11 protein-coding genes and 1 pseudogene are annotated in these 11,643 nt (G+C 55.9%); 7 read left to right on the top strand and 5 right to left on the bottom strand.

The window, feature by feature from the left end; translation table 11 throughout:
* The first annotated feature begins 16 nt into the window (after positions 1-16).
* Positions 17-718 (top strand): sulfotransferase family protein, encoded by a 702-nt coding sequence (locus tag XM38_RS02665; protein ID WP_080808526.1) that lies wholly within the window; start codon positions 17-19, stop codon positions 716-718.
* A 471-nt stretch (positions 719-1,189) separates the two neighbouring features.
* Here the strand turns inward: XM38_RS02665 and XM38_RS28595 are convergent, their stop codons facing one another.
* Entirely contained in the window at positions 1,190-1,378 is a 189-nt protein-coding gene (locus XM38_RS28595) for a chlorophyll a/b-binding protein (RefSeq protein WP_225889428.1), read from the bottom strand.
* A 293-nt stretch (positions 1,379-1,671) separates the two neighbouring features.
* Between XM38_RS28595 and XM38_RS02655 the strand changes: the two genes are divergently transcribed.
* Positions 1,672-2,547 carry an MBL fold metallo-hydrolase gene (locus XM38_RS02655; protein WP_080808532.1) on the top strand — a complete coding sequence of 292 codons (876 nt, stop codon included), beginning with the start codon at positions 1,672-1,674 and terminating at the stop codon, positions 2,545-2,547.
* Between the two features lie 4 nt (positions 2,548-2,551).
* Here XM38_RS02655 and XM38_RS02650 read toward each other — a convergent pair whose 3' ends face one another.
* From XM38_RS02650 to XM38_RS02640, 3 genes and pseudogenes are all read right to left on the bottom strand, one after another.
* A complete protein-coding gene (locus XM38_RS02650; RefSeq protein ID WP_088429016.1) occupies positions 2,552-3,862 on the bottom strand; it encodes a dihydrolipoamide acetyltransferase family protein in 1,311 nt (436 codons plus the stop codon).
* Positions 3,863-3,993: 131 nt separating this feature from the next.
* A complete protein-coding gene (locus tag XM38_RS02645) occupies positions 3,994-4,431 on the bottom strand; it encodes a YlqD family protein (protein WP_080808538.1) in 438 nt (145 codons plus the stop codon).
* 92 nt (positions 4,432-4,523) lie between these two features.
* A pseudogene (locus XM38_RS02640) lies at positions 4,524-6,499 on the bottom strand (long-chain fatty acid--CoA ligase).
* A gap of 290 nt (positions 6,500-6,789) precedes the next feature.
* Here XM38_RS02640 and XM38_RS02635 point away from each other — a divergent pair.
* From XM38_RS02635 to XM38_RS02625, 4 genes are all read left to right on the top strand, one after another.
* Complete coding sequence (locus XM38_RS02635; protein WP_088429014.1) at positions 6,790-7,962, top strand: bifunctional sterol desaturase/short chain dehydrogenase; 1,173 nt, start codon at positions 6,790-6,792, stop codon at positions 7,960-7,962.
* 495 nt (positions 7,963-8,457) lie between these two features.
* Positions 8,458-8,790: a hypothetical protein gene (locus tag XM38_RS02630; RefSeq protein WP_187329246.1), complete on the top strand. Its 333-nt coding sequence runs from the start codon at positions 8,458-8,460 to the stop codon at positions 8,788-8,790.
* Between the two features lie 144 nt (positions 8,791-8,934).
* The gene (locus XM38_RS25680; RefSeq protein ID WP_187329245.1) at positions 8,935-9,102 is read left to right on the top strand and encodes a hypothetical protein; all 168 of its coding nucleotides are present in this window, start codon (positions 8,935-8,937) and stop codon (positions 9,100-9,102) included.
* A 168-nt stretch (positions 9,103-9,270) separates the two neighbouring features.
* The gene (locus XM38_RS02625; protein WP_080808543.1) at positions 9,271-10,002 is read left to right on the top strand and encodes a phosphoribosyltransferase; all 732 of its coding nucleotides are present in this window, start codon (positions 9,271-9,273) and stop codon (positions 10,000-10,002) included.
* 71 nt (positions 10,003-10,073) lie between these two features.
* Here XM38_RS02625 and nrtS read toward each other — a convergent pair whose 3' ends face one another.
* Entirely contained in the window at positions 10,074-10,319 is a 246-nt protein-coding gene (nrtS, locus tag XM38_RS02620; protein ID WP_080806495.1) for a nitrate/nitrite transporter NrtS, read from the bottom strand.
* A gap of 243 nt (positions 10,320-10,562) precedes the next feature.
* On the opposite strand from nrtS, the gene XM38_RS02615 reads away from it, so the two are divergent.
* Entirely contained in the window at positions 10,563-11,603 is a 1,041-nt protein-coding gene (locus tag XM38_RS02615; protein ID WP_080808545.1) for a class I fructose-bisphosphate aldolase, read from the top strand.
* The last annotated feature ends 40 nt before the right edge of the window (positions 11,604-11,643 follow it).

The following is an 11,643-nucleotide window of genomic DNA, read 5'->3' as shown; positions in this document are numbered from 1 at the left end:
TAAGAATATTGGGCTAATGCTTAGAGAAAGTATCAGTAAGCTTACATCTACTATATTAACTTATTCTGATCCTGCGACGAGTCTAATCCAACCTCAGACTATCAGGGATAATAGAATTGCGTTCATTGGTTGTTCGCCTAGAAGCGGATCAACCATGTTAATTCGGATTCTAGATTCCCACTCTAAAATTTCGGCACCTTGTGAAATTGCATTTCCGAAGTATTTCCGCAGGGACTGGAAGCGAAAAACCGTTAATGAAAAATACAAGCAAATATGTGATTATTATTCTGCGAATTTTTATCTCTGCAAAGGAAATCCCCAGCATCTATTTCAGAAAATTCGCCGAAAAGAAAAGAAAAAATCTGTCGTAATAAAAGAGCCTAGACAATCCCTTTTCTTAGATAAAATTTATCAGGATTTCGCAGACTTTAAACTGATCCATCTCGTTAGAGATGCACGCTCAGTTGCTATGAGTCCTTGGTTTATCAATAATCCAAAGAGAGGATTAGAGATTTGGTACAGATATAATAAATCCGTACTTGAAGTCGCAGATAACCTTAAACCTAGCCATAAACTTATAGTCCGCTATGAAGATTTAGTAGAGGATACATCTACGGCTATTAAGAAAGTTGTTGAGTTTTTAGGATATGCGTTTGAGCCTAAAATGCTCAACTATGGGAAATTTAAACATGCTGACGATGAGATGCTCCCGCGATAGAGCGCTAGGGACAGTATCGTATCCTCAAAGACGATTCCGAGGATACGACGATCACTATCAGCAAATCGCAGCGAGGCTGGCAGACAAGGGCTCTCAAACAATTCGATCAATCGCCGCCGCCACCGGAATTTCCAAAAGCAGTGTCCCCCGTCATCAACAGGCATTGAAGCGTCGTCATCAGAATTTAGGCTCAATGTTTTGGGAAACCTCTGCTGGCGAGAGGCTATTCTAGCCTACCAGCAGGAGCAGCAGCAGCGTGTCAACCAAGCGTGTCGGCTCTCAGTAGATTTTGGGAGCTGACTCAAGCAAACCACCCAAGTTGCGTTTGTGGGGTCAATGTACGATAGGCACCACAACTCAATCGGTTGCCGTCTGCAACGGAGCTGTCCCAGGGTTCACCTTCGGCTCCAGCTCCTGACTACTCGTGACTTTAACGTTGAACGCTTAACCATTGTCTCGAATGTTCTGTCTTCAGTTAAGCAGCCCAATCCAGGTGAAAAAGTCTTGGTGGGTGAAGAACTCAAGGATCAGTAAAGCCAAAAAACCAACCATGGCAAAGCGGCCATTGATGCGTTCGGCATAGGCGGTCCAGCCAAAGGCAGGGGTGGGCTCTGCAGCTGTGTTTGGCGTTTCGGGTTCAGAGGCGGCGGCATCAGTTATCGTCTCCTCATCCTCGGTCGAGGGAGAGGTTGGGGCCTCTGCCGCAGGCGCTTCTTCCCGGGCTTGAGGCTGCTCCTCGGGTTGAGGGGTCGTATTGTCTTGCTCGTCCGTCATAGGCTAGTTGGCAGTCAGGTCAATAGGGGTGATATCCAGGAGCTGAGTGATCCCGCTTGAGCCGCAACCGGGCCGGGCTGCAGGCACAGTTCAAACTCCCTCGGGACGTATTGTACCGTTCAGACGCCAACGGGAAAGGGACGATTGATTACCCTAGAGATAAGGATTCAGTAACCTCTATGGCCACCCTTTCTCGACGACGACCCCAAAACGTGTCAGGGGATATCTATGTCGATAGTAGCTGCATCGACTGTGACACCTGCCGTTGGATGGCCCCTTCTGTGTTTGAACGGGTAGAAGGGCAATCGGCAGTATCCCATCAGCCTGGCACTGAGGCCGAACGGCAGGCAGCCCTGCAGGCGTTGTTGGCCTGCCCCACTGCCTCCATCGGTACGGTGGAACCGCCCCAGGAGATCCGCCAGGTGCAGCAGAGTTTTCCCATCCCGGTCACTGACGATGTGTACCACTGTGGCTACCATGCCGAAAGCTCCTTCGGGGCCGCCAGCTATTTGATCCGACGTCCCCAGGGCAATGTGCTGGTGGATTCGCCCCGGTTTAGCCCACCCCTAGTAAAACAGCTCCAGGCCTTGGGCGGGGTGCGCTATCTCTATCTCACCCATCGGGATGATGTGGCGGATCATCAGCGGTTTCGAGAGCAGTTTGGGTGCGATCGCATCTTGCACCAGGACGATATCAGCCCGGGCACCCGGGGCGTAGAAATCCCCCTGACTGGCCAGGAGCCCGTATCATTGGCCCCAGACTTGCTAATCATCCCTGTGCCCGGCCACACCAAGGGCCACACCGTCCTGCTCTATGAAAATCGGGTGCTCTTCAGCGGTGACCACCTGGCCTGGTCTCCTGGTCTGGGACATCTCCATGCCTTCCGTCGGGCCTGCTGGTACTCCTGGCCCGAGTTGATCCAATCCATGAAAAAACTGGCCGCCTATTCCTTCGAATGGGTGCTCCCCGGCCACGGTCGCCGCTACCACGCCGATCGGGCCACCATGGCCCAACAGATGCAGCAGTGCATCGCCTGGATGGAACAGGTGGCGTAGTTCCCTAGAGGGTCAATGACTGGGGATTGGTTTCGATCAGCTGGGCCAAATCCTGCAAGAAGGCGGCGGCGTGGGCGCCATAGATCACCCGGTGGTCACAGGTGATATTGACTTGCATCTGCCGCTTCACCCCCAACATGCCGTCGTCGTTGGCCACTACCGTGGGCTGGGAAGCCCCAATGGCCAAAATTGCCCCCTGGCCTGGCGGCAAAATCGCATCGAAGCGATCTACCCCAAACATACCCAAGTTAGACAGGGTGAAGGTGCCAGAGTTGTACTCTTCTGGCTGCAGCTGCTTGCTGCGGGCTCGGGCTACCAGATCCTTCCAAGCGCGCGACAGGGAATAGATATCGAGCTGGTCGGCTCGCTGCAACACCGGTGTAATCAAGCCGCCATCGTCCATGGCCACCGCCACCGCCACATGGATCTGACCGAAATATTGAATGGCCTGGTCGGCGTAGCAGGCGTTGAGTAGCGGGTGCTTTTGCAGGGTCACGGCCACTGCCTTGGCCAACAGGGCAGTCATCGTCACCCCCTTGCCCTTGATCTGTTTATAGAGGGCATCCATGGCGTCGGTGGTGATGGTGTAGCCCACATGGAAGGTGGGCGCCGATAGACTGGCCACCATGCCCCGGACGACGGCTTGCTGCAGGGTATTCATCGGCACCACCTGACCAGCCACTGCCGGCGCTGGCGTCGGGGCTGCCGGGGCGGCTGGGGCGGGGGCAGCTGCCGGGGTGGGGATGGTGTCTGGCCCGGGGGAAGTGGGGACTTTGCCAGCGGCCCGCTCTACATCTTGGGCCACGATGCGGCCATGGGGCCCGCTGCCCTGGATGGTGCTGAGATCCACTTTCAGATCTTTGGCCAACTTGCGGGCCCGGGGGGAGACGATCAGGCGGCCACTGGCTGTCCCTGTAGTGCTGGTGCCAGTGGCTCCATTGTTGTCCGCCGGTTCTGACGGGATCGGTTCCGGAGCAGGAGCTGTCTTAGCGGGGGCCGTCGCCGTAGTGGCACTGTCACTGGCACCGGCGCTGGCTTGGGCGCTGGCCTGCTGCTTGGCGGTGTCGATCTCGGCCTCGGTTTCGGCTAACAGTGCGATCGCATTACCCACCGGCACCGTATCCCCCGCCTCTGCTATCACAGTAGCTAGGTAGCCCTCATAGAAGGCTTCCACATCCATGTCTGCCTTATCGGACTCGACGATGACGACGGTTTCACCTTTGTCCACCCAATCCCCAGGGGACTTTTCCCAAGCGACAATCTTGCCTTCGGTCATGGTGGAACTGAGGGCGGGCATGAAAATTTCTCGAATCATGAGGTGGCTTCCGAGACAGCAATCGACACAGATAGCAAAGGCGCCAAGGGATCATTGTATCCCCTGGGCGCCTCGGGAATGGTGGCAGGTCAGTCAAATCCGTAAGAATTGGGGCCGCTCCTAATGGAGGCCTAGAGCTCGCCGCGAATTTCCTCGATCACGCCATCCCGCAGCAAGATTTCCACCTGCAACTTACGAATTAAGTTATCCCCGACATTGACATTGAAGAAACTTTCCACCTTCCCTTGATCGACCTCTTGGTTGAGCTCTAGAGTCTGTACTGTCTGGAGCTGCTGCAATACTTGATTTTTTTGCTGTAGCAGTTTGCTTTTATCTTGGTTGAGTTTGGTTTGCACGTCTGACACTTGCTGCGTAGCCGTATCAGAAGACTGCTTCTGCAGTTCCGACACCATACGCTGTCCTTGCATCTCCAGTTGTTGCAAGCGACTATCGAGTTGGTTGATCTGGTTTTGCAGTTGCTTTTGCGCCTCTTCCTTCCAGAGTGGGGTGACGACAGCTTTGATGGTTATTACCCGCTTCAGAAGCAGTTGAGATTGAGAAACGTCCATAGTCTGGCTAGGTCAAGGGACATGTCTTTACACACACCGCACAGCTACACGCCAGCGGCGATGGTTGCTCAATGCCCACGATGCAACACAGGCTAAGCAAACATCGCGTCGATCATACCGCGATACCGCTCCATCACCACGGCCCGTCTCAGCTTGAGCGTCTGGGTTAACAGGCCATTCTCGATGGAAAATGGCTCCCCTATCAGCTGGAAGGGGGCCCAATTCGATCATCAGGGCGATAGCCAGGCCGGTCCTTCACCTGACGGGTCAACTCACGGCGAAAGAGAGCCTGCACCGCTTCGTCCTCTAAGGAAATCGGGGGCATCTCGGGGGGCACCTCATCGTCCTTGCCGGCAACCTGCAGATAGCGGCCTTGACTGGCGGCCCACTGGTCTAGGGCCTCCAAATTGGGGACAATTAATGCCCCTAAGGAGCGCTGATCTTGACCCACCAGCATGATCTGGTCAATGTAAGGGCTGCGGACACAGGCATCTTCAATCGGTTGAGGCTCGATGTTTTCGCCATTGGTGAGGACGATGGTATCTTTGGCTCGCCCCGTCAGCACCAGGTTGTAGTCGTGGGTCAACCAGCCCAAATCGCCGGTGTCAAACCAGCCCTCGGGATCGAGGACCTTGGCTGTTGCCTCCGGATTTTTGTAGTATCCGGCCATGATTTGAGGACCACGAGCTAGCACTAAGCCTTTTTGTCCCTGGGGCAAATCCTGGCGACTGTCGGGATCAACCACTCTCAATTCCGTCTGGGGGATAGGCTGGCCCGAGGCCCCTCGCAGATTACGCCAGGGACGACGAACCGACAGCACTGGTGAGGTTTCGGTGAGGCCGTAGCCCACCAGTAAGGGCACATCGACAATCTCGAAGAACACATCGATATGACGGGCCAGGGAGCCACCACCGCTGATCAGCTGCTTGACTCGACCGCCGGTGGCCGCCCGCACTTTGCCGTAAACTAGTCGCTTACCCAATTGGTGCAAGGGCCATAGGACCGCCGCCATTACCCCTGCCCATAGCCGCTGCCCCGGGGAGAGATGCGGTTCGTCTAGCTGTAGATCTTGATAGCGCCAGTGCTGGTTGACGTAGCGGTGGCTGAGGCCGAAAAACGTGTTGATCAGTCGTTGCTTACCGGGGGGTTGTTCGCGAAATTGCTTCTGGGCGCCCTCGTAAATCGACTCCCAGAGTCGGGGCACCCCCACCATATATTGCGGCTGCGCCTGGCGTAGGTCGGTCTTGACATGGCGAATCGTGGTGTAGGTCTGACTGCAGCCTTGGGAATATAGGTAATACTCCACGGTGCGCTCAAAGCTATGCCAGGAGGGCAAGATGCCCAAGACCCCATCCCCTACCTGGGGCTGCACGGCGGCACCAAAATGGTTGATCTGGTGCAGCAGGTTGCCATGGGTGAGCATGACGCCCTTGGGTTTGCCAGTGGTCCCTGAGGTGTAAATTAGGGTGGCCAAATCCGCGGGCTGGGTCGTCACCGCCTGCAAGCTGTGGTCGTTGCCCAGGGCCAACAATTGCTGGAAGGAAAGTAGCTTCAGGGACTCTTCCTGGGGCGGCGGTTGATCGGAAAGCAAGATTCCCTGGCGGATGGGGAGTGGGTCTAAGTGGGGCCGCAGCCGCTGCCATAGGGCTAAGTCTTGCACTACTAAGACAGTGCTATCACTGTGCTCGGCAATGTAGAGGAGTTCCTCGGTGTCGGCCATGGCGCTGCGCACGGCATTGACGCCGCCGGCAGTCATGATGCCTTGGTCGGCAATAAACCAGCGATGGCTGTTGTCGGCAAAGAGGGCCACATGGGTTCCCTGGCTGACCCCTAGGGCTTGCAGGCCACTGGCAAAGGTGAGGATGCGATCGCACAGCTGCCGATAGGTGAGGGTGGCGGGGGGCTGACCGTGGGGATCCCGCATGGCCACCGTATCGCCAAAGCGCTGGGCCGCCAGGGGCCAGATCTGGGGCAACACCTGCACGCCGTCGTAGCGTACCTGTTGCTGCAAGAACACGCGATCGCGACGACGAACGGTCTCCAGGGCAACATCAAGGGAAGAAGCCATAGGCACTCTATAATCCGTATCTCCACATCTTCCCACGGGACTGTTGATGTTCGTCCACAAGCAGGACACAATATAAATTGACTGGTTCTAGCAGTTGGTCTATGGTAGCCAGCTGCCATTTTGGGGCAATAGGCGACCGGCCCATGGAGTTGCGATTGGGTGATCCAGGGTCTGTGGCATATTGCCCATTCTTATGGGGATTTAGGGGGGAATCGCATTGAGTTCCAAGGCGTTTACCGGAATAATGGCAGGGGAACAGTCTACTCGGTAAACAGGGCCTTCACCATACTATGGAGCTGATCACGCAGGCTGTATTGGGTCTGGTATCTATCGTCGTTGTCGAAATTGTGCGAGACGTCTACCACGTCGCCAGCCATTATTGGCCACCGTTGATGCAGCTGCACACCTGGCATCATCGGGCCTACAAGAAAGACTTTACGCCGGTGAGTTCAACCCTTTACCGCCAGGCCCAGCTCTATAATGATGTGCCTGAAGCCCTGGTGATGATGGCGGTGATGGCTGCGATCGCAACCCTGACCCCCTACTATGGTTTCTGGTTGGGATTCCTCTATGGCCTGGGCTTTCTCGGGGCGGCTCTAGCCCGCTCTCAGGGCTGGCTGTTGGCCACCGATCTGACCCACGAACCCGGCCCCCTGACCCAGCGCCCCAGCAATTGGCTGGTCAACCGCACCTATCACTGGCGGCATCACTTCGACAATACAACTGCCTACTATGCCGGCTACTTCACTGTGGTAGATAAACTTCTGGGAACAGCCGTTTCCCTGAAAGGGAAACGAGTAGCCGTGACCGGAGCATCCGGCACCCTGGGTCGCGCCCTACTGGCAGAACTGGCCAAACACCAGGCCCGTCCCATTGCCCTGACGCGCTCAGAACGGGCTTCCTTTGACTCCGGCATTGACGTGCTCACCTGGCAACCGGGGGCTGAAGCTGACCTACGCAGTGCCCTCAAATCAATAGACATTCTCGTCATCAACCATGGCCTCAATGTCCATGAGGCCCGCGATGCCGCCGCCGTCGAGCAATCCTTAACGGCCAATGCCCTCTCCGGGTGGCGATTGATGGAAGTCTTCTTCAGCACGGTCGACACCTCGGCTGAGCGAGCCAACAAGGAACTCTGGGTAAACACCTCAGAAGCCGAAGTCAGCCCGGCCTTCAGCCCTCTCTACGAGATCTCCAAGCGATTGATGGGCCAGCTGGTCACCCTGCGGCGGCTTGATGCTCCCTGTGTGGTGCGCAAGATTATTCTGGGCCCCTTCAAGAGCCAGCTCAACCCCATTGGTGTCATGGATGCTCACTGGGTAGCGTGGGCAGTGGTGGCTTTAGTGAAACGCAATGTCCGCAATATCATCATCACCATTAATCCACTGACTTACCTGGTGTTTCCCCTGAAAGAAGCCAGTCAAGCCCTGTATTTCCGCCTATTTTCTCGTGCCCAGCCTTAGCTGCTAGGAATATCTATGGGCAGAGCTCGGTCGTGGTTGCGATCGCATGCTCACTAAAAAGTTTATGAATCCTTGATAAGGGAGCAGCCACTTACCGAGACGCTGCAGTATACCTTAGATAGACACTTGCAGCCGACTTAATCGATGCCCGTTCTAGGGGTCATTGCCCTGAGCCCTCTATACTCCCCTGCTTGACATTTAGACCGCGAGTCTACTTGACCATGAGTCTACATCAAGGAGGAGCTGCCAAGCTCAAACTGGACTGGGCACAGCTCAGGCGACCGATCTCGGTTAGCGCCAACCCACTGCCCTGCCTGCCTCACCATCGAGTGAATCGCGTAGGCCTGGGATCTCCTTAGCGCCTAAGGCCGAGACATCAAGTGCCCCTAGGATTCTCCCCTGTCCCAGGCCAGTCAGGCAGATCATGCCTATCCCAAGCTGGACTGGATAACGTCCGTGTTGTCTCGCTTGTCCTCTGCCGTCGAGGTGCCTATCATGCAGACTCCTCTGGTTCTCGCTAGCGCCCTGAGTCTCGTCTTGTGCAGTGTGTCACCAGCCTTGGCTGAATCCGTTAGCGATGATGCCGATAAATTAGGTCCCCTAGAACCCCGCACCCCTGAAAATACCTACGATCCTAATCGGTTCAATCAGGTATCCGAGCAGATTAACAACGCAGTCATCGATGCAGAAGACGAGAACACTCTCAGCTTCTCAGACCTTGGGCTCGATGGGTTTCTAGACGATAGTGATGGCTCTGGCTCTAATCCCAGCGTCCGAGTCTACGAAACCATGGGCGATCCCTCCTTTGGGTTCGGTACTAGCTTTTGAGGCGAGCAGAAGGCGGAAGTGGGGAGGTGGGGAGTGAATGAGTGATGGGGAAAAGGAAAAGGGAGGACGGAGAGCGGAGGGCGGAGGACGGAGGAGAGTTTTAAGGTCTTAGGGTTGAGTGTTGAGTGTTGAGTTCTTCCGGTAATGATTGAATTCAATCCTCAACAGATCAACGGTCAAAACATCCTTTCCTACCCAAGTCTGTCTCTGCTTTGGTTTACTCGTCAGATAGAAGAGCCCTATCGCCTCTTCACCGATGCGACGCGATCCACCACCACTAACCAATATGCCCTGCCGCGGGATCCAACGTAGTTCGACTTCGCTGCTCCTGCAGTTCGACTTCGCTCACTACGAGCGGAGCCGCTGAGTGCAAAACACCCTACGCCCTATCCCCTTTCCCCAACTCACAGAGTGTTGCGGAGCCGTGTCGTTCTCTGCCAAGGGCGATAAGCTGAGGGCGTAATCAGGTGGAGGCAACCGGTGGCACGACGCTTTTGCGATCGCACGGACGCGGGGCAACGGCTAGCGGCTCGTTTGCAGGAGTACAGCGAACGGTCAGACACGATTGTCCTAGGTTTGCCCAGAGGGGGAGTCCCTGTGGCCTTTGAAGTGGCCCAGTCACTACACCTCCCCTTAGATATCTGCTTGGTCCGTAAATTAGGCGCCCCCGGACAGCCAGAACTGGCCATGGGAGCCATTGCCAGCAATGGCGTGCGCGTCATTAATCAACAGGTGGTAGAGCGCCTGGGCATCTTTCCCGAGGCCATCGACCAGGTGGCCGCTAAGGAACAGGTGGAATTAGAGAGACGCAATCTTACCTATCGCCAGGGACGTCCGCCGCTGCAGCTGACCAATCAGACCGTCATTTTGATTGATGATGGAGTAGCTACTGGGTCTACTCTGCGGGCCGCCATTGCTGTGATCAAGGCCCAGCACCCAACCGCCATTATCGTCGCGGTGCCAGTGGCACCGCCGGCTACAGTCGCCAGCCTCAAACAAGAGGTAGACGAGGTCATCTGCCCACTCATGCCCGAGGCCCTTAACTCCATTAGCCTCTGGTATGAAAATTTTGATCAGACGCGCGATCGCACCGTGTGTGAGCTCCTGGCCCAGGCTGCCTCTGTCTCGACCAAGACCCATCACCCCTTAGACCAACCGTGGCGGACCTCCCAACAATCGCCACCCCAGGAACAACAAAACGGCAGCGAATAGCTTCTTTAGCCGTGAAGAGGGGAACCACGGGGTTACCACACCAGCAGGCAGCCTTGTCACTCTGAATCTTGTCACTCCGAATCGGGTGATCTCGATACTCGATGGGTGTACTGCCCATGCACATTGACCCCATAGGGCACCAAATAAGTCAGCATGGCCGAGAACCAGCGCGTTGGCGTCATGTTACCCCGGACCAAGGCGGCCCCGTGGTTAATCACAAACAGCAGAGAACCCACGACTCCAGCCACCCGCAGGGCAGTGGCCCGGAAGCGCCTATCGACTAAGGCGGCTAAATATCCTTTCACAGTGGGTGCCATCTCCCCAATCTATCATCTACTTAAAATCAGCCTAGGGATCTAACCCTTTCTATTCCCTAAGGATGATTTAGGTGCCGAAAACCCTCCATCGGCGACTTTACTCTGGCCAGGCCGGGGGCTGTTTGATAGGTTGGATCGTGAATAGACTACTGGGTAGTTTTGGCCCCAGGTCAAACATTTTTCCTGCGATTTGCTCGCAACACCCCTGCCATAGTCTTTGTTGCTAATTGAACAGGAGGTACTATGAGTTCCTATGCCTCGGAACTGCGCCAGACAGCTCAAGCCATGATGGCTCCTGGTAAGGGCATCCTTGCCATGGACGAGAGTAATGGCACCTGTAATAAGCGCTTCGATAAACTGGGAATCCCCACCACAGAAGATCGGCGACGGGCCTATCGGCAGCTGATTCTGACCACATCGAATCTCAGTGAGGCCATCAGTGGGGCCATTCTCTACGATGAGACCATTCGCCAATCTACGGATAGCGGTGTGCCCCTGACCCAGGTGATGAAAGATGGTGGCATTATTATCGGCATCAAAGTCGATACCGGGGCTAAGGATCTGGCAGGCCACGAGGGTGAAAAGGTCACCGAAGGCTTAGATGGCCTGCGCGATCGCATCGCCGAGTACTATCAGATGGGTGCTCGCTTCGCCAAATGGCGGTCCGTCATCACCATTAAAGATGGCCTACCCAGTCGTGCCTGCATCGAAGCCAACGCTCACGGCCTGGCTCGCTACGCTGCTCTCTGCCAAGAAGGCGGACTCGTGCCCATCGTAGAACCCGAAGTGTTGATCAACGGCGACCATACCCTAGAGCGCTGCTATGAGGTCACCGACGAGACCCTGCACACCGTCTTCGAGCAACTCTATCGCCAGGGCGTTGCCTTCGACCAGATGATCCTGAAGCCCAGCATGGTCATCTCTGGCCTCGATTGCCCCACTCAGTCAACGGTAGAGCAAGTCGCCGATGCCACCGTTGCTTGTCTGCTCAAAAATGTACCCGCCATGGTGCCCGGCGTCGCCTTTCTATCTGGCGGACAAAGTGAAGCGCGGGCCTCAGAGCACCTGAATATGATGAACCAGAAGTACGGCGACAAGTGTCCTTGGCGTCTGACTTTCTCCTACGCCCGGGCCATTCAGCAACCGGCTCTGAATCACTGGCGTGGCGATGACAGCAAGGTGGCCGCAGCTCAGAAGCTTCTACTCCACCGGGCCCGCTGCAATGGTGCCGCCAGCCAGGGTCAATACAACCCCGATATGGAGAAGCAGCCTGCTTTAGTATAGGTCAACCAGGCCGACTGCTCTAGTTCAGCCCTGATACCTC

This window comes from Halomicronema hongdechloris C2206 (genome assembly GCF_002075285.3).
Classification (GTDB): Bacteria; Cyanobacteriota; Cyanobacteriia; order Phormidesmidales; family Phormidesmidaceae; genus Halomicronema_B; species Halomicronema_B hongdechloris.
This window is presented reverse-complemented; position numbering and strand designations above follow the sequence as displayed.

Excerpts from the sequence above, each read along its gene's own strand:
- XM38_RS02665 (WP_080808526.1), top strand. The coding sequence starts at position 17 with ATGCTTAGAGAAAGTATCAGTAAGCTTACATCTACTATATTAACTTAT.
- XM38_RS02655 (WP_080808532.1), top strand. The coding sequence starts at position 1,672 with ATGGCCACCCTTTCTCGACGACGACCCCAAAACGTGTCAGGGGATATC.
- XM38_RS02650 (WP_088429016.1), bottom strand. The coding sequence starts at position 3,862 with ATGATTCGAGAAATTTTCATGCCCGCCCTCAGTTCCACCATGACCGAA.
- XM38_RS02645 (WP_080808538.1), bottom strand. The coding sequence starts at position 4,431 with ATGGACGTTTCTCAATCTCAACTGCTTCTGAAGCGGGTAATAACCATC.
- XM38_RS02635 (WP_088429014.1), top strand. The coding sequence starts at position 6,790 with ATGGAGCTGATCACGCAGGCTGTATTGGGTCTGGTATCTATCGTCGTT.
- XM38_RS02630 (WP_187329246.1), top strand. The coding sequence starts at position 8,458 with ATGCAGACTCCTCTGGTTCTCGCTAGCGCCCTGAGTCTCGTCTTGTGC.
- XM38_RS25680 (WP_187329245.1), top strand. The coding sequence starts at position 8,935 with ATGATTGAATTCAATCCTCAACAGATCAACGGTCAAAACATCCTTTCC.
- nrtS (WP_080806495.1), bottom strand. The coding sequence starts at position 10,319 with ATGGCACCCACTGTGAAAGGATATTTAGCCGCCTTAGTCGATAGGCGC.
- XM38_RS02615 (WP_080808545.1), top strand. The coding sequence starts at position 10,563 with ATGAGTTCCTATGCCTCGGAACTGCGCCAGACAGCTCAAGCCATGATG.